The sequence below is a fragment of the Spongiibacter taiwanensis genome (assembly GCF_023702635.1).
Classification (GTDB): Bacteria; Pseudomonadota; Gammaproteobacteria; order Pseudomonadales; family Spongiibacteraceae; genus Spongiibacter; species Spongiibacter taiwanensis.
Map to the genome: position 1 here is coordinate 1323197 of NZ_CP098455.1, position 19644 is coordinate 1342840.

At 57.8% G+C, this 19644-nt stretch carries 17 protein-coding genes; 7 read left to right on the forward strand and 10 right to left on the reverse strand.

Annotated elements, in window-relative coordinates; translation table 11 throughout:
* Positions 1–272 precede the first annotated feature (272 nt).
* Together NCG89_RS06170 and NCG89_RS06175 are read left to right on the forward strand one after the other, a co-directional pair.
* Complete coding sequence (locus NCG89_RS06170) at positions 273–2354, forward strand: TonB-dependent receptor family protein (RefSeq protein WP_251088889.1); 2082 nt, start codon at positions 273–275, stop codon at positions 2352–2354.
* A gap of 136 nt (positions 2355–2490) precedes the next feature.
* A complete protein-coding gene (locus NCG89_RS06175) occupies positions 2491–3948 on the forward strand; it encodes a PepSY-associated TM helix domain-containing protein (protein ID WP_251088890.1) in 1458 nt (485 codons plus the stop codon).
* 83 nt (positions 3949–4031) lie between these two features.
* Here the strand turns inward: NCG89_RS06175 and NCG89_RS06180 are convergent, their stop codons facing one another.
* Together NCG89_RS06180 and NCG89_RS06185 are read right to left on the reverse strand one after the other, a co-directional pair.
* Positions 4032–5159, reverse strand: a complete 1128-nt coding sequence (locus NCG89_RS06180) for a thiolase family protein (RefSeq protein WP_251088891.1) — start codon at positions 5157–5159, stop codon at positions 4032–4034.
* A gap of 46 nt (positions 5160–5205) precedes the next feature.
* Entirely contained in the window at positions 5206–6156 is a 951-nt protein-coding gene (locus NCG89_RS06185) for an NAD(P)H-dependent flavin oxidoreductase (protein ID WP_251088892.1), read from the reverse strand.
* 191 nt (positions 6157–6347) lie between these two features.
* Between NCG89_RS06185 and NCG89_RS06190 the strand changes: the two genes are divergently transcribed.
* Positions 6348–7415, forward strand: a complete 1068-nt coding sequence (locus NCG89_RS06190) for an AraC family transcriptional regulator (protein ID WP_251088893.1) — start codon at positions 6348–6350, stop codon at positions 7413–7415.
* A gap of 8 nt (positions 7416–7423) precedes the next feature.
* Here the strand turns inward: NCG89_RS06190 and NCG89_RS06195 are convergent, their stop codons facing one another.
* The gene (locus NCG89_RS06195) at positions 7424–8350 is read right to left on the reverse strand and encodes a GGDEF domain-containing protein (protein ID WP_251088894.1); all 927 of its coding nucleotides are present in this window, start codon (positions 8348–8350) and stop codon (positions 7424–7426) included.
* A 343-nt stretch (positions 8351–8693) separates the two neighbouring features.
* Between NCG89_RS06195 and NCG89_RS06200 the strand changes: the two genes are divergently transcribed.
* The 4 genes from NCG89_RS06200 (at position 8694) to NCG89_RS06215 (ending at position 13351) form a co-directional block, all read left to right on the forward strand.
* On the forward strand, positions 8694–9860 hold the full coding sequence (locus tag NCG89_RS06200) for a sensor histidine kinase (protein ID WP_251088895.1): 1167 nt from the start codon (positions 8694–8696) through the stop codon (positions 9858–9860).
* 121 nt (positions 9861–9981) lie between these two features.
* The gene (locus NCG89_RS06205; protein WP_251088896.1) at positions 9982–11955 is read left to right on the forward strand and encodes a sensor histidine kinase; all 1974 of its coding nucleotides are present in this window, start codon (positions 9982–9984) and stop codon (positions 11953–11955) included.
* Positions 11939–12361 carry a response regulator gene (locus NCG89_RS06210; RefSeq protein WP_251088897.1) on the forward strand — a complete coding sequence of 141 codons (423 nt, stop codon included), beginning with the start codon at positions 11939–11941 and terminating at the stop codon, positions 12359–12361. Before NCG89_RS06205 ends, NCG89_RS06210 begins: the two co-directional genes overlap by 17 nt.
* Positions 12362–12427: 66 nt before the next feature.
* Positions 12428–13351, forward strand: coding sequence for a GGDEF domain-containing response regulator (locus NCG89_RS06215; RefSeq protein ID WP_251088898.1), 924 nt, complete (start codon positions 12428–12430; stop codon positions 13349–13351).
* Between the two features lie 46 nt (positions 13352–13397).
* On the opposite strand, the gene lipA is transcribed toward NCG89_RS06215, so the two are convergent.
* The 7 genes from lipA to rodA all read right to left on the reverse strand — a co-directional run bounded on the left by lipA (position 13398) and on the right by rodA (position 19607).
* Positions 13398–14393, reverse strand: a complete 996-nt coding sequence (gene lipA / locus NCG89_RS06220) for a lipoyl synthase (protein WP_251088899.1) — start codon at positions 14391–14393, stop codon at positions 13398–13400.
* Positions 14390–15001, reverse strand: a complete 612-nt coding sequence (gene lipB, locus NCG89_RS06225; RefSeq protein WP_251089350.1) for a lipoyl(octanoyl) transferase LipB — start codon at positions 14999–15001, stop codon at positions 14390–14392. The genes lipA and lipB overlap by 4 nt, the downstream gene beginning before the upstream one ends.
* Positions 15002–15066: 65 nt before the next feature.
* Complete coding sequence (locus tag NCG89_RS06230; protein ID WP_251088900.1) at positions 15067–15336, reverse strand: HP0495 family protein; 270 nt, start codon at positions 15334–15336, stop codon at positions 15067–15069.
* A gap of 17 nt (positions 15337–15353) precedes the next feature.
* Entirely contained in the window at positions 15354–16514 is a 1161-nt protein-coding gene (locus tag NCG89_RS06235) for a D-alanyl-D-alanine carboxypeptidase family protein (RefSeq protein WP_251088901.1), read from the reverse strand.
* A gap of 31 nt (positions 16515–16545) precedes the next feature.
* On the reverse strand, positions 16546–17421 hold the full coding sequence (locus NCG89_RS16865; protein WP_285236397.1) for a septal ring lytic transglycosylase RlpA family protein: 876 nt from the start codon (positions 17419–17421) through the stop codon (positions 16546–16548).
* Positions 17421–18449, reverse strand: a complete 1029-nt coding sequence (gene mltB / locus NCG89_RS06250) for a lytic murein transglycosylase B (protein ID WP_251088902.1) — start codon at positions 18447–18449, stop codon at positions 17421–17423. Before mltB ends, NCG89_RS16865 begins: the two co-directional genes overlap by 1 nt.
* A 15-nt stretch (positions 18450–18464) precedes the next feature.
* Positions 18465–19607 (reverse strand): rod shape-determining protein RodA, encoded by a 1143-nt coding sequence (gene rodA / locus NCG89_RS06255; protein ID WP_251088903.1) that lies wholly within the window; start codon positions 19605–19607, stop codon positions 18465–18467.
* Between the last annotated feature and the right edge of the window lie 37 nt (positions 19608–19644).

The following is a 19644-nucleotide window of genomic DNA, read 5'->3' on the forward strand; positions in this document are numbered from 1 at the left end:
TTAGCGCCGTTCCACCCGGCTGATGCCCCTCTGCGACCATTTGCCACACCGGTCATTGCCACAGCGTCGACTACACTACGCGCCCAACAGGGCCTGCTAACACTTGGGCCTGTTCACACTGATTTGATTGTTCCTGCTGGCAGGTGATTTTCACTTCCCGTTAGCGGTGCGCCGCCCGGCCAGTCGGGCTGAGGCAAAAAATCCCGTTAGTGTTAACAGACCCTTAGCAGCCCACACTGCCCCCGAATTGTTACCCAAGATCAGGATATTCCATGTCGCGTTGTCACCCCCTCTTTCCGCACCGAGCACTGTGGTTCAGTCTAAGCCTGCCGCTGGCCGCTACTGCCCAAGCCGCAGACGGTCAGAAAAAAAACCTGGAAACCCTGACGGTTTACGGTCAGGAGAGCAAACTCGAACTGGAAGCGGAGCAGTCACTGACACCTGGCGGTGTCACTCTGCTCGACAGCGCCGACCTGTTCCAACGGGGCGCGGCAAATCTGGCCGACATGCTGCGCTATGTGCCCGGCCTGTGGGTGGCCAGCGGTTCCACTGGTGACGGCAGTTACTTTTCCAGCCGCGGCTCCAACCTCGATGCCGTCAGCTATGACGGCAATGGTGTGCGCCTGATGCAAGACGGCCTGCCCATTACGGCCGCCGACGGCAACAATCATAACCGTACCATCGACCCCCTCAGCACCCGCTATGCCGTGGTCGCCCGGGGAGCCAATGCCATGACCTATGGCGCTGCCACCCTGGGGGGCGCCATCGACTTCATTACCCCGACTGCCCGCGACTCAGCACCAATGGAGTTTTACTACACCGGCGGCAGCGACAACCTGCAACAGGGCCGCCTGACCGCCGGCACCGTACAGGGCCAATTCGACGGCCTGATCACCCTGGAGTCACGCAATTGGGACGGCTATCGGGACCACCAGGAGCAAGATCGTCTCGGGGTGTACAGCAACGCCGGGTGGCAGTTCAGTGACGCGGTCAGCACCCGGGTGTACTTCCAGCAAATCAGCAATGACCAAGAGCTGCCTGGCGCCCTGACCCGTGCCCAATGGAAGGATGACCCAGAGCAGGCCAACCCCAGCAATGAAGTGGGTCATTTTCTGCTAAACGTGGACAGCTGGCGCCTGGCAAATAAAACCGTTTGGGATATCGACGAGCAAACCAGTCTGACTGCGGGCATCGCCTATGAAGAGCAGGACCTGTATCACCCAATTGTGTTCAGCCCCTTCTTCAGCCTGCTGATCGACACCAAGCAGACCAACACCGCTACTACCCTGCGGTACAACGCCCGGCGTGGCGACCATGATGTAATGGTCGGTCTTAATTACGGCGTTACCGAGGTTGAAGGCGGCAACTACAGCCACGTTGCCGGGGTGCGCACGACCCGCAGCACGAAGGTGGATAACGACGCCGAAAGCCTGGAGCTGTTTGTCGTGGATCGCTGGAAGTTTACGCCCCAGTGGACCGCAGTCATCGGCGCTCAGTTTGTTGACGCCACCCGAGAGATTCGCAACGAGACAGTGTCATCAGGCACCGTGCGCGATCCCAAGGGGGATTACGACAGCATTAACCCCCGCGTCGGCGTGATTTACCAAATCAACGACGAGATCGCCCTGTTCGCCAACCTCAGCAAACTCTATGAGGCGCCAACCCTGTACGAGCTGGAAGACGACGCCCGGGGCAATCAAGAAACCTTGAACGCCATGCAAGGCACGGTGGCCGAGATCGGCAGCCGGGGCAGCCAAAAGCTGGGCACGGCAAGCAGCTGGAACTGGGACGTCTCGCTGTACCTGGCTCACCTGGAGGACGAAATTCTGTCTCGGGACGACCCGTCCGCTCCCGGCACCAGCTTGTCAATCAATGCCGAGGATACCCTCCACGGCGGGCTGGAAGCCCTGTTCAGCGCTCGTGTTGCCCTGGGCCAGAGTGGCGTTCACAGTCTGAACCCCACACTCAACCTGACCCTGAACGAGTTTTCGTTTGACGGCGACCGGGCTTACGGCGACAACGAGTTGCCCGTCGCCCCACGGCATTTCATCAAGGGTGAGCTGCTCTACCGCCACAGTAATGGTTTCTTTGCCGGCCCGACCTTTGACATTGTCGATGAACGCTATGCCGACTTTGCCAACAACTACGTGGTTGAAGGCTACGAATTACTGGGCCTGCGGATCGGCTACAGCCGGGAAACCTGGGAAGTCTGGGGTGAGCTGCGCAATCTCACCGACAAAGACTACATTACCCAGGTCAGCGTGAAAGACAGTATCGATCCAAGCACCGACCCGGCAATTCTGACACCGGGAGAGGGTCGCGCCTTTTACTTCGGCGTGCGCTTCCAGCTATAGCCCCGTTGCAATGGAGCGCTGCCAACGCTGGGGGCAAACAGGATTTCACCACAGATTTTCACCACTCAATTACACACTCAATTTCACTAGGGAGCGGCGTCAGTGACGCGGCTCCCTTCAGCCAAGCAGACAACCTATGAGCACAGAGACCCGCCATCAGGCGAGCCATCCGCCCGAAGCCCGCAACTCAGACCAGCCTCTGGCGCCCCTTTACCGGGCCGTGTGGCGCTGGCACTTTTTTGCGGGCATCGTTGTACTGCCCTTTTTGTTTGTTTTATCGGTCAGCGGCCTGCTGATGCTGATCAGCAAGCCCTTGGAACCCCTGCTGCTCAATGAGCTGACCACCGTGACTGCCACCGAACCGGCCTTGCCCGCCTCTGCGCTGCTCGCCACGGTAGAAGCCGCCCACCCACACCAACAGGTGAAACTCTATCTGCCTCCAAGCAGCCCCACTGAATCAGCCCGCTTCGTGTTGGTCGCACATGGTGGCGCCGGTCATGGCGGTCACGGTGCCCCTGCCACCACTGTCTTTATCAATCCCTACTCAGGCGAAATCCTTGGCAGCCACGACCCCGCCAGCACCTTCTACGCTCAGGTCAAAACCCTTCACGGCTCGCTCATGCTGGGGAACCTCGGCGATACCCTCATCGAGGTGGTCGCCGGGCTGGCGGTGCTGATGGTCATCACCGGGCTGTATCTGGCCATCCGGGGAAAACGTCGGCAGACAAGTGCCCAAACTGCCTTTGCACAGCGTGAAAACTGGCGCCAGGCCCATCGCTGGACCGGTGTGGCCGTGGCATTGCCGCTGCTGTTCTTTCTGCTTTCTGGTATGGCCTGGACCAATGTCTGGGGAGGCAAGATGGTCCAAGGCTGGAGCGCTCTGCCCGGCACCCGCCTCGACGCGGCCCTGGCCGCCCGGGATCTGCGCTCCTCCGAACCGCCCCCCAGTACCGAGCAGCACCAACACAGCGCCATGAACGAGAGCGGCGTGCACCAAGTGCCCTGGGTACTGGAGCAGACCCCCATGCCCAGCCCGACATCGGGCACTCCCCATGCCCCCGGACTCGACCTGGATGCCGTTAACGCAATTGCCACCGCCGAGGGACTGGAAACGTTTCGGGTGCACTTGCCCCAGGATGCCAATGGCGTATGGACCGTGTCGGCCACCACCATCGCGGGTGATATCACCAACCCGTTGAATGAACGGGTGCTGCATCTCGACCCACATAACGGCCAGCTCATCGCGGAGCTGACCTTTGCCGACTACCCCTGGCTGGGCAAGGCAATGGCCGCATTTATCCCCACCCATCAGGGTGACCTGGGCTTATGGAACTGGTTATTGAACCTGCTGCTGGTGCTGGCGATCATCGCCCTGATGATTGCCAGTGTGGTGATGTGGTGGAAGCGCCGTCCGGCCCGGGCATATCAACTGGCGCCACCGGCAGCCACACCGGCCCAGAGTCGAGGCGTTATCGCGGTGATGCTGGTTTTAGCAGTGTGTTTTCCCCTGTCCGGGGCAGCCATGGTCGTGGTGATACTGGTCGACACCCTGCTGATTTCCCGAGTGCCGACCCTGCGCGCACTGCTGAAATAGCGCGCTGCGGCGGCCACCCTGTCAGCCGCAAAACGCCCCATCCTGCGCTGCCGGTGTGGGGGCGCTGTCAATCGAGGATACCGCTAGCAGACTTCGACAGCGACCGCTGTGGCCTCACCGCCGCCGATGCAGAGGCTGGCAATACCGCGCTTCAGCCCCCGAGTCTGCAGTGCATGGATCAGGGTCACCAGAATTCGAGCACCAGAGCAGCCGAGGGGGTGTCCCAGCGAGCAGGCCCCGCCGTTGACGTTGATTTTTTCCACCGGGATGCCGATCAATTTATGGGGCAGCAGCGCTACCAGAGCGAAGGCCTCGTTAATTTCGTATAAATCCACATCACCGGCCTGCCAACCCAGCTGCTTGAGCAGGTTCTCAACCGCATACACCGGGGCAACCGGAAACTGCTCCGGGGCGGCCGCAAACCGGGTGTAGCCCTTGATCTCGGCCAGGGGGGCCATCTCGATACTGGCATCACCAACCAACAGCGCGGCACCGCCGTCAGAAATGGAACTGCTGTTGGCCGCGGTCAGCACGCCGTCGGCAGCAAAGGCCGGACGCAATTGCCGAATCTTATCCGGCCGCGCATTGCCGGGCTGCTCGTCCTGATCAATCTCTCCAAGAGCAACAATCTCGGCGGCAAAGGCGCCACTGCGCTGGGCCGCCAGGGCCCGCTCCAAAGATAGCAACGCGTAATCGTCCAGGGCTTCACGCGTAAACTGATGCTCTGCGGCAACCTGCTCCGCCACCTGGCCCATCAATTTGCCGGAATAGGCGTCTTCCAGTCCGTCGACAAACATCGCATCGCGCACTTGTTGGTGGCCAATGCGATAGCCCTGGCGAGCCTTGTCGAGCAGATAGGGCGCATTGGACATGCTCTCCATCCCGCCAGCCACCACCAGTCGGCTGCTGCCAGCGCGAATCTGGTCGGCAGCAGTCATCACTGCCTGCATTCCCGAACCGCACACTTTACTCACCGTGGTACAGGGAATGTGGCTGCCCAGCCCGGCGCCGAGGGAGGCCTGACGGGCCGGGGCCTGCCCCACACCCGCCGAGATCACGTTGCCCATCAACACCTCATCAACCTGGCCGCGCAGCGCCTCGGGGCAGGCGGCCGCAATGGCGGCGGCACCCAATGCGGGCCCGCTATGGGCGCTCAGCGCACCATTCAGGCCACCCAGGGCCGTGCGTTTGGCGGTGTAAATAAAGGGCATGATGTTTCTCCACAACTCAGAAAAATTGAAACCTTAGCGCACGGCGCTAGCGCCGCCATTGGCCGCGCTGAGCAATCAACTTGTCCAGCGCGCCATCGTATTCCTGTTTGAACTGACCAATAATTTCCGCCGTCGGCTGAACCGCCTTGATGGCGCCCACCCCCTGCCCGGCAGACCAAATATCCTTCCAGGCTTTGGATTCACCACTCAGCTCCTCCTCCGCATCCATTTCTGGCGTGCTCATTTTTGCCAGATCCAGACCGGCAGCCTTGATACTCGAGCCGAGGAAGTTGGCATTTACCCCAGAAATTTTCGGGGTGTAGACGATATCGGCGGCGTCTTTCTCAACCAGCATGGCCTTGTAGCCCGGGTTGGCCAGACTTTCCTCCGCGGCAATAAAGCGGGTGCCGGCGTAAGCAAAGTCAGCACCGCATGCCTGGGCCGCCAGCACCGACTCACCGTTACTGATACAGCCCGAGGCAATAATGGTTTTGTCGGTGAGCTCCCTTAACTCGCTGATAAAAGCAAAGGGGTTGTAGGTACCCGCATGACCGCCGGCCCCGGCACACACCGCAATCAAGCCATCGACCCCGGCGTCCAGGGCCTTTTTGGCAAAGCGGGTATTGATCACATCGTGATAGACCAGGCCGCCATAGCTGTGCACCGCCTCAACCACCTCACTCGCCGCCCCCAGGGAGGTAATCACGATGGGCACCTTGTACTTCACCGTTAATGCAATATCGGCGGCAAGGCGGGGATTGGTTTTGTGGACGATCAGATTGACCGCGTAGGGTGCATCCCCCTCACCCAGCGCACTGTTGATTTCCTGCAACCACTGCTCATAGCCCTCGCTGCTACGCTGATTCAGCGCGGGGAAACTGCCAACGACTCCCGACCGACAACAGGCAATGACCAACTCGGGACCCGACACCAAAAACATCGGTGCGGCAATCAGCGGGAGAGAGAGGTTGGCAGCAATCGACTCGGGAATGGGCATAAATAACTCCGAAAATTATTGTGTGAGAGGTTTGCAAAATGCGGGGATCAGTGCAGGCCCAGCATCCTTGGATCAGATCACCTTTGATATTAGCAATTTTCGCCAAGCGGTAGCCGATTAGCCATGACAGGGGGCGCAATTTTCTTTGACATTTCGTTACAATACAGACCTCATTATTCGATTGAACTTCTATGCACGCCCCCACTGTCGCCATTTACTTCGTCCGCGCTGCCACCCTGCATTTGGCTGACCAGCCAGATGTCTTGCAGCACGTGTTAAGGAAGAATCATATTCCCCCAACCCTGCTGGAAAAGGAGTATGCCCGGGTCCCCGGAGAGGACTTCTCCAACTTACTCCGCGATACCATGCTCATCACCCAGGATGAGCAGCTCGGACATGCCGCCGTTGCCCAGCCACTGGGGTCCTGGCAAACGGTGACGCAACTTACCATCAACGCCCCCCACCTCGGTGAAGCCCTGCGCCGCTTTGCACGCTTTTACCGCCTGCTCCCCTGGGGCGTAGCAACCCGACTGGTGGAAGAGGGCAACAATGCCAGGTTTGTGATGGAGAGCACCAGCGACAAGGTGTTTTCGAATTATCTGTACGAGTCCTTTTTGTTTTATGTCTCGCGCTACAGCAATTGGCTGATCAACAAGCAAATTCCGCTGATCAGCGCTGGCTTCAACTTTCCACCCTCTCCCCAGCGGGCGGAATACCGCAATCTTTTCCTGACCAGTCACTTCGAATTTAACCAGCGCTGCTGTTACATTTCCTTCCCCCGTCGCTACTTGCAGGAACCCATCCGCCAGAGCCCGGACAACCTCAAGAAATTCCTCGAACACACCAACCTGGCGATGGTAGCGCAGCACTACCGCCACAAAAATTGGCGCACCCAGGTGCAGCAGATATTGCTCAACAACCTCGCCCGCAGCCCCGGTATCGCCGAGATTGCGAGCACGCTCAGCGTGCATCCCCATACACTTCGGGCGAGACTCCGAGACGAGGGGGTTAAGTTCCGGGAAATCAGGGATCAACTGCGCTGCGAGGTCGCCATCGACCTGTTACGTCAACAGCGCTGCACAGTGGAAGAAACCGCGAACCGACTGGGTTACTCCGAAACCAGCGCCTTTAGTCGCGCCTTCAAAAGCTGGATGGGCGTCTCGCCCTACAAATACCAGAACTACCGGGCCGAAGACGAAAGCGGGGAAGAAAACAACGCCGCCGAAGGCGAGCGCCCGGGATTCAGGCTTGCCCCATAAAGGCCTGCTCAGCTGGCTGTTGCATCGACCCGCCGAATAACATCACCGGCAGCCCGATCAGCAAAAACCACCCGGTCGCGCCCCTCATGTTTGGCTCGATACAATGCTTTGTCTGCCCGGCTTAGCACCGCCTCCGCAGACTCTCTGCCATCATAGATCGCAACACCCATGCTGGCGGTCAGTGGCGGCAGCCCCTCGGGCCACTGCTCCCGGGTACGGGCCTGAAGGTGCTCGCATAAGGTTGCGGCGCCTCGTTGACCAGTATGTCGCGCCAAAACCACAAACTCTTCGCCGCCGTAGCGGGCAGCAATATCTGACTTGCGGATCCCCGCCGTCAACAGCGCAGCGTAAGACCTCAAAACCTGGTCACCAACGTCGTGACCATAGGTATCGTTGATCTTTTTAAAATGGTCCAGATCAATCAAAACAACAGCAAACTCCTGGGCGCAGCCGCCGACATTGCGAATTTCCTGGTTGAGATGGGTCAGCAGATAGCGACGGTTAAATATCTCTGTTAGCTCGTCAGTGATTGCCAAACGGCCCAAATTACGGGCCTCTCTGGTGGTGTGCTTGGTCGCCTTGTAAAAGGTCAATAGCAGAAAAACGAACCCGAGAATTTGTGCCACCCCCTCAAACCACAGGGTGTACACGTACTCGACTTCCACCAATTCATCGAGGGTATCCATGCTCATCGACAACAACAGAAAGGCAAAACTAATCATCGCCAAGCCATAAATATGGGGAATGCGCTGCCTCGCATTAATGACGACAAAGGTGCCGATCAGCGGCATAAGTACTAACAGGCCCTCCAGCATGGCATTGGCGAAATGCACGTCATCCACCATGGGCGAGGTTACGAAGATCACCCCGGTAATCAGCGCAGAGACAAGGAGGGAGGGAAGCACCCAGAGGTATTTAGTGACAGCGTTCAACATGCTCCAAGGAGTGCTCCTCGACAAAGATGTTAGTATGTTTCATCTTTGCTACAGATTGATGAATCCGGACCTGTTCAAACATACGTTATATACAAAGGATAGGCCAAAGAATCACCACGTTATCAGCCAGTAGGAGTGAGTTTAATAGGTAATTGACACCCGCTCGCCTTAGCGAAGGAACTTCGATACCCCACTCCCAGGGCTGTCGCCTCCGTGCCGACCAACGGCCGAAAATCCGCAAGATACGTAAAACGCCCTATACCCCCACCTGACACACTTCCGCTTAAATCGAGACTCGCGTCACACTTTCAAGACACCCCGAACTGATATGGGAGCTGACTCCATGACCGCCGCCAGCCCGAGTGCTTTACAGAGTACTGAGCCTCACTATCTTCGTTCGGAGCTGTACACGCTGGTTCGCGAAGATAGTCGTGTGTTCGACTTCATTCAGAGTGGCTCTCTGGACGGCATCTGGTACTGGGATATCGAAAACCCCGAGCACGAATGGATGAGCCCGCGGTTTTGGGAAACGTTGGGCTACGACCCCACCGTCAAACCGCATCTGGCGAGCGCCTGGCAGGACATTATCAATCAGGACGATCTGGCCCTTGCCCTGGAAAATTTTCAGCGGCACTGTGACGACCCCGCCCACTCCTATGATCAGATAGTTCGCTATCGCCACCGTGACGGCTCCACGGTGTGGATACGCTGCCGGGGGCTCGCCATTCGCGATGGTGCCGGACGGCCCATCCGCATGCTGGGTGCCCATTCCGACGTTACCTCATTAAAAGAAGCCGAACTAAAACTGCAACAAAAAAACGACGAACTGCTCAAATACAGCTACGCCATAAGCCATGATTTAAAGGGCCCCATTGGTAACGCTGCACTGGCGTTAAAAATTATCAGCGCAAAATATGGCAGCACAATGGACGCAATGAGCCAGCGTTTAATAGACGAGCTGCAGCTTTCAATGTCTCGAATGACCGGCGTTATCGAGGAGCTGCACCGCATCGCTTCCCTTGACGAAACGCCGGATTGTACCGAGGTCGTCACCCTCTCAGATGCACTGGCAGCGGTGCAACGCGACGTAGGCAGCGAAATCGCGCAAACCCAGGCCACCATCACTCTCAACGGCGACGCCGACATTACCACCAGCAAAATTCTGTTTACCCAGGTGCTCTACAACCTGATACAAAACGCCATCAAATATCGGCGCGATGATATTGCACCGCAAATTCGGGTAACGGCGTGCAATACCGGGGTGCACTGGCAAATCTCCATTACTGACAATGGGCTGGGTATTGCCGAAGAAAACCAGGGGCGCGTGTTCGAGTTTCTAAAACGGGTACATGGCAAACCCAATATTCCCGGCGTGGGTCTGGGACTGAGTTTCTGCAAGAAGGCCATTGAGCGGCTGGGCGGTAGTATTTCACTCACCTCCACACTCAATGAAGGTTCGGAGTTTGTGCTGAAGCTTCCTGTAAACGTCGGCCTGGCCACAGCACACTAGGGCCTGTTGACACTAAATTATCGCCACACGAACTGGCGCTCCCACAACGAGCGCCTCCCGCCCCCCAAACCTGTTACCCTGAGGGCTAGCCCGCCATTTTCGCTGATTGGAGAACCCGGAATTGACCCCCTCATCTTCGCCCAAAGAGCGGCGGCCACGTATTCTCCCGCAAATTCTGATACCCACTCTGTCACTACTGCTGGTCAGCAACTTACTCATTCTCATCACCACCTACACGGTGCTGGATTCTGAACTGCGCACACGTGATGCCTCGCTCTTGTTAGGCGAAACCCGCCAGGTCGCCGATAGAATCGACACTGCCATCGAACGGCTTGAGATCGATGTTCGCCAGGCCAGCACCTTTCCCGCCGTAGAGGAAGTGGTACGCGCCGCCAATAACGGCCTCAGCACCACCGAAACACGCCTGTGGGAAAACCGCGTGGCGCAACTGTTTACCGGTATGCTCAAGGCCAACCCCGCCCTGTCACAGGCAAGACTGATTGATGCCACAGGACAGGAAGTGGTCCGGGTTGACCGCTATGGTGACAGCAAACGTATACGCCGGGTGGCGCAAGGCAATTTACAAAACAAGCAGGATCGCCCCTACTTTCAATCGGCCATGGCGATGCCCCCGGGGCAGGTGTTTTTATCAGACATCGATTTGAACCAGGAAAACAACCAAATTGTTGAGCCCCGCGAACTGGTTATCCGCGGCGCGATGCCCCTGTTCGCCGATGAAAACAGCACCCAGGCTTTTGGCATCATTATCCTGAATGTGGGGATGGACCCCATGCTCCAGTCGCTACCTCAACTGGTCGCCCCCAACCATAGTATTACTGTCGCCAATAGCCACGGGCAGTATTTGTTCCACTCCAGTCGCCCCATTGCCATCACCCACGCCGATGCCGGAGACGCCAATTTTTTCAGCGATACCCAGCGCAAGAGCCGCACGGCCCACCGCAGCGCAAGTCCAGTATTCACGCATAATGGCAAAACCATTGCCATTGTCCCGGTACAATACGGTTCGGCGCAGCATCCCCAGCAGCTGCAGGTGGCGGCAGAAGGCCAGATATCTGACTCTCTGGCAGTGCGCAATAAGGTGATCGAGCGCTCTGCGATTATTCTTGCCGGCCTGCTACTTTTTTCAGTGGCGCTGTCGGTGTACATGAGCCGTCGCATCATCCGGCCCATCGCGGACGTTACCGAGCGAATTCAGCGCGGCGAGCGCAGTCAGCTCTCTCAAGCTGTATCGCGCAGCGCCCCGCAGGAGTTTTATCAACTGGCATCGTCTCTGGATGAGGCCTATCAACAACTTACCCTGCAGCAGTCGGCATTGGAGCAAGAAGTTCACGCCCGACAAACCGCCCAGCTGTCTCTGGAAGACAAGGTGGAACAGCTGAGCCGCGCCAACCAGGAGCTCAAGCAGTTTACCTATATTGCCTCCCACGACCTGCAAGAACCGCTCAGAACCATTAGAAGCTTCATTGAACTGCTGATGCAGCATCACGCCAACGGCCTGAGCGACAATGCCCGCACCATGATGCAGTTTGTGGAGGACGCCAGCGCCCGTATGCAAACCCTGGTTAAGGATCTGCTGGACTACGGGCGCATCGGCACAAAAAGCAAGACCAAACTCCTGGATATGAACCTGCTGGTCGCCGCGGTTCTGGAAGATTTGTCCAGCGCAATACAAGACAGTGGCGCTACCGTCACCCTGGGCAAGCTCCCTGCCCTGCAAGGCTTTGAGACCGAGCTGCGACTGTTATTCCAGAATTTGCTCTCCAACGCGCTGAAGTTTTCACGGCCGGAAGTAGCACCCGTCATTCACGTATCCGCGTCTCGGCAGGGTAGCGGGTGGCAATTTCAGGTCTGCGACAATGGCATTGGCATTGAACCCCAATACCGGGATAAGATCTTTGGCGTATTCAAACGCCTGCATGCCAAGCAAGAGTACCCAGGCACCGGCATCGGGCTCGCCCACTGCCAAAAAGTAGTAGAACTTCACCAAGGTAAAATCTGGGTGGAATCTGCCGAGCCTTGCGGCAGCTGCTTTGTATTCACCCTAAAGGAACCCCGACATGAAGACTCTCAGTAAAGTGCTGCTGGTGGATGACGATTTGGCCACCAACTTCCTGCACCGCATGGTGATCGAGGAGCACGGTTTTGCCGAAGAGGTGGTAGAAGCCTGTGATGGTAGAGATGCATTGGAATACCTGACCACCGCTGTCGACGGCGTTTATCCAAAGCCAGACATTATATTTTTGGATATTAATATGCCGCGCATGGACGGTTGGGAATTTCTGGAGGCCTATGCCGACATCGCTGCAGAATGCAAAGCCGGAGCCGTCATTGCGATGCTGACTACCTCGCTTAATCCTGACGATCGCGAGAGAGCGGCCAGCTTTGACTGCGTTCAGCACTACGAAAATAAGCCGCTAACCGTAGAAAAAATCGACGACCTACTGCGCGATACCTTCCCTGACTGCGTCAGAGATGCATAAGCCTTAATCCTCGTGAGCCAATACCCTATTAGCGGACGCCTCAAAATAACCTCTTAAGGGCCTGTTATGACACCCAACATTGAACGGGCCACCATTCTGGTGGTGGAAGATGAACTCGCCAGTGCCACCCTGCTGTCGATACTGCTCTCCGAGCAGTATCAGGTCACCGTCGTCAATTGTGGCGAAGATGCGGTTGCCAGCGTGACCACCAACCGTCCAGATCTGATACTGCTGGACATCATGATGCCGGGCCTGGATGGCTATGCGGTGTTAGACCGAGTGCTGGAGCTGTACCCGGAGGACCCCATCCCGGTCATATTTCTAACCGGCATTACACAAGCGGAAGCGGAAGTGCGCAGCTTAAACGGCGGCGCGGTCGATTACATCACCAAACCCTACCACCCTGACGTGGTTCAGGCGCGGGTGAATCTTCATCTTGAACTACAGACAAAAACCCGCGCGCTGACCCAGGCTAACGAAGAACTCTCTCACCTTTCCACCATTGATGCCCTTACCGGGGCGCGCAACCGTCGCTACTTCTACGAGTTTGCCGAGGCTGAGCAAAGCCGCGCCCTGCGCCACCAACTGCCGCTCTGCCTGGTGATGTTAGATATTGATCATTTTAAACGCATCAACGACGTTTACGGCCATGCCACCGGCGATACCGTACTAACCACCTTTGCCAAGCACATGGGCCAGCTTATCCGCAGCGGTGACTGCCTGGCCCGCCTGGGGGGCGAAGAATTCGCCATACTATTACCCCACACCCAGCCTGAAGAGGCACATCATCTGGCGCAGCGCTTCACCGCCCAAATAGCCAAGCTGAGTATTGAGACCCCCGACGATACCCCCCTCTCGATCACCATCTCCTGCGGCGTAACACAGGTGCTGCCGGAAGACACTAATATTGACCAAGCCCTGAAGCGCGCCGACGACGCCATGTACATCGCCAAGGGAGAAGGCCGCAACCGGGTGGTAACGGCGTTTTAGCACTCCACTGGCGAGAGTGGTTTTGGGGGATACACTGCCCGCGAGGTTATTTCAGCAGGCTAAGATCAACCTGCTTGTCGGCATGGTAAGAAGAACGCACCATCGGTCCGCTCGCCACGCTTTTGAAGCCGAGTTCTTCGGCAATGCGGCCAAACTCGTCGAACTCTTCCGGGGTGACAAAGCGCTCAACCGCCAGGTGATCACGGCTGGGCTGCAGGTACTGGCCCAAGGTAATCATGTCGATATCGTGGGCGCGCATATCCTTCATCACTTGCATCAGCTCTTCCGGTGTTTCCCCCAATCCGAGCATTAAGCCGGATTTGGTCAGCACATCGGGACGACGCTGTTTGTATTTCTTGAGCAAATCCAGCGACCACTGATAATCTGAGCCGGGGCGAATTTTCTTGTACAGGCTGGGCACCGACTCCAGGTTGTGATTAAACACATCCGGCGCCTCACCCTCGAGGATATCCAGCGCCACCTCCATACGGCCACGAAAGTCGGGCACCAGGACTTCAATGCGAATACCGGGCATCCGCGCCCGGGTCTCACGAATACAGTTGGCAAAGTGCTGGGCGCCGCCATCGCGCAGGTCATCCCGGTCCACCGAGGTGATCACCACGTACTTTAGCTGCATTTCGGCAATGGCCTCGGCCAGCTCCACCGGTTCGTTTTCATCCAGGGCGTTGGGGCGGCCGTGGGCCACATCGCAGAAGGGGCAACGGCGGGTACAGATTTCGCCCATGATCATAAAGGTGGCCGTTCCGCCACTGAAGCATTCACCCAGATTGGGGCAAGCGGCTTCTTCGCACACCGAGGCCAGCTTGTGCTTGCGCAAAATACTCTTGATACGGCTGATTTCCGGGCTGGCAGGAAGCTTGGCCCGAATCCAACTGGGCTTTACCGGCAGTTCGACACTGGGAATGACCTTGACGGGAATCCGCGCCACTTTCTCGGCACCCCGGAGCTTCTCACCCTGCACAACTTTTTTTGCAGCCGGGCGAGGTGCTGAAACGGTTTTGGTGTCGGCGTCTGAACTCATTGCTCTTCCTCGGCGGCGGGCAAGTCGGCACCGCCCTCCTCAATATGCTGATAACCCAGGGCACTTGCCAGCGCGGTGGCCACCCGGGTTTCTATGGTCGCCCAATCGGGCACTTGGGTGTTGCTCTGGTGGGCAATGTCGGTCACTTCCATTCCGGCATGGCCACAGGGATTAATGCGCTGAAAGACCGCCAGATCCATATCCACATTCAGACTCAGCCCGTGAAAGCTGCACCCCCGGCGGACTCGCAAGCCCAACTGCGCAATTTTAGCACCATTAGGCAGGTACACCCCAGGGGCGTCGGGTCGCGGGTGCGCTGCAATCCCCAGCTCGGCCAACACCCTGACCAGGCTCTGTTCAATGGCGGTAACCAGGTCGCGCACGCCGATACCCCGGCGGCGCAGATCCACCAGCACATAGCCCACCAACTGCCCCGGACCGTGGTAGGTCACCTGACCTCCCCGGTCAGCCTGAACCACCGGAATATCCCCCGGCATCAGCAAATGTTCGGCTTTGCCCGCCTGACCCTGGGTAAAGACTGGGTCGTGCTCCAGCAGCCACAGTTCATCGCGGCTGCCTTCATTACGGTGGGCGGTATAGTCTTGCATGGCCTGCCAGACAGGCAGGTAGGGCTGTCGCCCGAGGCGGCGACACCAGAGGGTGGCGGGAGCCACTACAGCACCATTTTCACAACGCCGGTTTTTTTCAGATCGGCGAAGATATCTTCCAGCTGAGGTTGGCCGGTGGCCACGATGGTGACCGTGATGGAAATAAACCGCCCCTCCCGGCTCTGCCGCTCGGTAATCAGCGCCTCATCAACCTCACCCGCATGCCGGCGCATGATCTCAATCACCCTTTCCCGCAGACCAACTCCCGTGTCACCAATCACCTTGATCGGATAGTCGCAGGGAAACTCAATCTTAGGCGGTTCTTGTTCACTCAAGGGACGCATCCTTGTCCTCAGGAAAACAGGCCAACAAAGAACAGCACGATGCTGTCCCACAGGCGTTTGAAAATGCTGCCCTGTTCAACCGAATCCAGCGCCACCAAGGGCACATTAACCTGCTGCTTGCCGTCGAGATTCACCACCAGCTCGCCGTACTGGCCATCACCGGCAATCGGTGCAACCAGGGTGTCGTCCACATTCAGCTGGGCGTCGAGCGCGTCGCTCTTGCCCCGGGGAATCGTCAGATACACATCTTCTTTCAAGCCCAGGGAGACCACATCAGAGGCGCCCTTCCACACTTTGGCCGTCGTCAGTTCAGTGCCAGCGGCGTAGAGGTGATGGGTTTCAAAATAGCGGAAGCCATAAGACAGCAGTTTCTGTGTTTCCCGCTCCCGTGCAGAGGTGCTAGAAGCCCCCATCACCACCGAAATCAGGCGCATACCGTCGCGCTTGGCTGAGGTCACCAGGCAGTAGCCCGCCTCTTCAGTGTGGCCGGTTTTCAAGCCATCGACGCTGGGATCCGTCCACAGCAGACCATTGCGATTGGATTGTTTGATGCCATTGAAGGTGAAGTCCTTCTGGCTGTACATCGCATACTCTTCGGGAAAGCCGATAATCGCCTTGGCGAGAATTGCCAGGTCCCGGGGCGAGGTGTAGTGCTCAGGGTCTGGCAGACCGTGGGAGTTCACAAAGTGACTGTTGGTCATGCCCAAGCGCGCGGCATGCTGGTTCATCATGCCGGCAAAGGCGTCTTCACTGCCGGCCAGGTGCTCGGCTACCGCCACGGTGGCATCGTTGCCAGAGGAAATGATAATACCCAAGTGGAGGTCATGCAGTTTCACCTGCTTGCCCACCTCGATCCACATCAGCGAAGAACCGGCAAAAAGCGGATTCTGCGCCCAGGCATTTTTGCTGATGGTGACCATGTCATCATTGTTGACCTGACCCCGCTCCAGCTCATATGACAGCACATAGCTGGTCATCAGCTTGGTCAGACTCGCCGGCGGCAGGCGCTGGTCGGCATTGTGTTCAATCAGTACCGCACCGCTATCGGCATCCATCAGCAGATAGGCGCTGGCAGCCACCGCCGGGGGAGAAGGAATAACATCGGGCTGTGCCCAGACTGGCAGCGAAGAAACCGCAACCGTGACGGCAATCAGTAATTTTTTAAGCATGACTCTCGTTCTTTGAATAGATTCTCTGGTTTCAGCCCTGGCGGCCCTGCTCAACCACAAGACTCGCGCCCCCGGACCAGCGCTGTAGCACCACTTTCTTCGCCGCCTGAGCGGCCGGGTAATCTGCGAAGGGACCAATCCGCACCCGGTGCAGACCGTCTTCGCTGCTCGACGCCACGGCCACCGAGTAACTCAACTGGCTACTCAACTGGGCCTGGAGCCGATTCGCCGAGTCCAGCTCCCGGAACGCGCCAACCTGAAGAAAATAGCTGGCGCTCGCGTCGCTGGCCGTGCGCATATTATCCGTATCGACGACTTCGATTTCCACCGTGGCGGTCCCCTTCTGGGCAAAACCCAGCTTAACCGCAGCGGCATAGGATAAATCGATAATTCGGTCTGAATGGAACGGCCCGCGATCATTTACCCGGACGATGGCCTGGCGGCCATTGTCCAGATTGGTCACCCTGACATAGAGGGGAATCGGCAAGGTCTTGTGCGCCGCGCTCATCGAATAAAGGCTATACACCTCACCATTAGACGTCTTGCGACCGTGAAACTTAGTGCCGTACCAGGACGCCTTGCCGCGCTGACGAAAGCCGCGGTAGTCATCAACCAAATGGTACTCTTCGCCCCCCACTGAATAGGGGCTCAGATTGCCGTCTACCTTGATAATGTCAAAGCGCGGCACCGCATCGGCAATGGTTTCGGGGTCCAGCGTGCGGGGAGGCGCACCATCCTTTAACTCATCCAGAGGTGTGTTCGGGTCGTGAAAGGGCACAACCTCTTCCACCACCGGCTCTTTGTCTGGCGCCGTCACCGGCGACGGCGACCGGGTCTGCTGCCCGACAGGCTGGGTAGTACAGGCCGCCAGCGCCGCAAGCGCAACAGCTACACCAATTCTCAGCATTATTTAGCGGTCTCGGCGCCAACCCGGGCAGCAATCATCTGGCTCAGCTGATAGGCCGCCATGGCGTACATCGCACTGTGGTTGTAGCGGGTAATAACGTAAAAATTCTCCAGGCCCATCCAGAACTCATCGCCCTCATCCGCGTCCAGCCGCATTGCGGTGGCCTTCATAGCGCCCTTTACCTTGCGATGATCGGCCTTAATTCCGCCTTTCGCGAGTTCGGCCACGGTAAATTTGGGTTTTAGACCGGTGTTAAACATATCGGCGTTGTAGTTCTTCGACAGCACCACCGAGCTGACCACAGGCTCGCCGTACTTCCAGCCGTGTTTGGCGAAGTAATTGGCCACACTGCCAATGGCATCAACCGGATTGTTAACAATATCGGCCTGACCGTCGCCGTCAAAATCCACCGCGTAAGCGCGATAGCTGCTGGGAATAAACTGGCCATAGCCCATTGCCCCGGCGTAGGAGCCTTTCAATTCGTAGGGGTCAAAATGTTGCTCACGCACCATCAGCAGGTACTGCTCGAGCTGCCCCAGAAAGAATTCGCTGCGGCGGGGGAAGTCAAAGCCCAGGGTCGCCAGGGCATCCACCACCCGATAGCTGCCCTTGTTGGAGCCGTACCGGGTTTCTACCCCGATAATGGCAACAATCATCCAGGCCGGGACCTTGTAGGTTTCTTCCGCCCGAGTCAGGGCCTCGCGGTACTCATCCCAAAACTGGACTCCCTGGTTGATGCGGGATTCCTGAATAAATATTTTGCGGTAGCGCCCCCAGGTCATCACTGACTCGGCAGGACGGGACATGGCGTCGAGGATGGACTGTTTCTTCTCGGCCTGGGTCAGCACACCCTCAACCCAAGCCCGGTCAAAGCCGTGCTTGCTGACCATTTTGTCGACAAAGCCCTGACTGAGGGCGTGGCCGGAATAATCTGCCCAGCTGACCTGGGCCGCCAACAATCCCACCGCTGCAACGGCAGCCAGTCGGGAGAAAAACGTCGCGAATAAACCGTTATTGTATTTTTTCACAATGCATCCTGTAGGTTATTGGTGTACCAGTCGTTCGTCCGCCCGGATACTCATCAGAATACCAAATCCGACCAGCAAACTGATCAATGAGGTGCCGCCCTGACTCACCAGCGGCAGGGGAACCCCAACCACGGGCAGTAAGCCGGAGACCATCCCCATATTCACAAACACATAGACAAAAAAAGTCAGAATAATACTCCCGCCCAACAGGCGGCCAAAACACTGATTTGCCTGGGTTGCGATCCAGATTCCCCGACTGATGATCAAACCGTATAGCAGCAGCAACAATAACACGCCCCGCAGGCCAAATTCCTCTGCCAACACGGCGATAATGAAGTCGGTGTGGCTCTCGGGCAAAAAGTCCAGGTGGGACTGGGTACCGTGCAACCAGCCTTTACCGTCAAAGCCACCTGAACCGATGGCCGTTTTCGATTGAATGATGTTCCAGCCTGCGCCGAGCTTGTCACTTTCGGGGTTAAGCAGGGTCAGCACCCGCTGGCGTTGATAATCGTGCATCACGAAATGCCACATCGGGTAGATCGACAAGGCTGCCAGGGTCAAACCGCTGAAAATAAAGGTCCAGCTGATCCCCGCCAGAAACAAAACAAACACCCCGGCGGTGGCCACCAGAATCGAGGTGCCCAGATCGGGCTGGATCGCCACCAGCACCGACGGCACGATAATCAGCACCAAACTGACTGCCGAGTGGCGGGCGGCCGGTGGCAGCGGGTGACTGGCCAGATACCAGGCCAAGGCCATCGGCATGATCAATTTGGCCAATTCTGAGGGCTGAAAGCGAAACCCGCCAATCGACAACCAGCGCTGGGCTCCCTTGGCCCCGGTGCCGACGAACTCCACCGCCAGTAGCAGCACCAAGCACCCCACATACGCGAAGGGCGCCCAGCGCTTGAGCTGTTCCGGGTGAATTTGGGCAACCAGCACCATGACCACAAAGGCCACCGACAGAAACCGGCCCTGGCGCAATACGGCATCCATACTCTGGTCGCTGGCGCTGTACAGCACGGCCAGTCCAACCCCGCTGAGAATCATCAGCAACAGCATCAGCGGCATATCGATGCGCAAGCGACGACTGATACTGCGCTGGCTGTGCATGCTGGTGCCGCCGCCCGGCATTTGTCGCAGAAAATCGTTACTCATCGCCTCTCTCTCAGTCGCCCCTGCGGTCGCACCTGAA

What these genes read in the sequence shown, in the direction of transcription:
- NCG89_RS06215 (WP_251088898.1), top strand. Translation starts at nt 12,428, where the DNA reads ATGACACCCAACATTGAACGGGCCACCATTCTGGTGGTGGAAGATGAA.
- NCG89_RS06195 (WP_251088894.1), bottom strand. Translation starts at nt 8,350, where the DNA reads ATGTTGAACGCTGTCACTAAATACCTCTGGGTGCTTCCCTCCCTCCTT.
- NCG89_RS06175 (WP_251088890.1), top strand. Translation starts at nt 2,491, where the DNA reads ATGAGCACAGAGACCCGCCATCAGGCGAGCCATCCGCCCGAAGCCCGC.
- lipB (WP_251089350.1), bottom strand. Translation starts at nt 15,001, where the DNA reads ATGCAAGACTATACCGCCCACCGTAATGAAGGCAGCCGCGATGAACTG.
- lipA (WP_251088899.1), bottom strand. Translation starts at nt 14,393, where the DNA reads ATGAGTTCAGACGCCGACACCAAAACCGTTTCAGCACCTCGCCCGGCT.
- rodA (WP_251088903.1), bottom strand. Translation starts at nt 19,607, where the DNA reads ATGAGTAACGATTTTCTGCGACAAATGCCGGGCGGCGGCACCAGCATG.
- NCG89_RS06185 (WP_251088892.1), bottom strand. Translation starts at nt 6,156, where the DNA reads ATGCCCATTCCCGAGTCGATTGCTGCCAACCTCTCTCTCCCGCTGATT.
- NCG89_RS06210 (WP_251088897.1), top strand. Translation starts at nt 11,939, where the DNA reads ATGAAGACTCTCAGTAAAGTGCTGCTGGTGGATGACGATTTGGCCACC.
- NCG89_RS06235 (WP_251088901.1), bottom strand. Translation starts at nt 16,514, where the DNA reads ATGCTTAAAAAATTACTGATTGCCGTCACGGTTGCGGTTTCTTCGCTG.
- NCG89_RS06170 (WP_251088889.1), top strand. Translation starts at nt 273, where the DNA reads ATGTCGCGTTGTCACCCCCTCTTTCCGCACCGAGCACTGTGGTTCAGT.
- NCG89_RS06200 (WP_251088895.1), top strand. Translation starts at nt 8,694, where the DNA reads ATGACCGCCGCCAGCCCGAGTGCTTTACAGAGTACTGAGCCTCACTAT.
- NCG89_RS06180 (WP_251088891.1), bottom strand. Translation starts at nt 5,159, where the DNA reads ATGCCCTTTATTTACACCGCCAAACGCACGGCCCTGGGTGGCCTGAAT.
- NCG89_RS06190 (WP_251088893.1), top strand. Translation starts at nt 6,348, where the DNA reads ATGCACGCCCCCACTGTCGCCATTTACTTCGTCCGCGCTGCCACCCTG.
- NCG89_RS16865 (WP_285236397.1), bottom strand. Translation starts at nt 17,421, where the DNA reads ATGCTGAGAATTGGTGTAGCTGTTGCGCTTGCGGCGCTGGCGGCCTGT.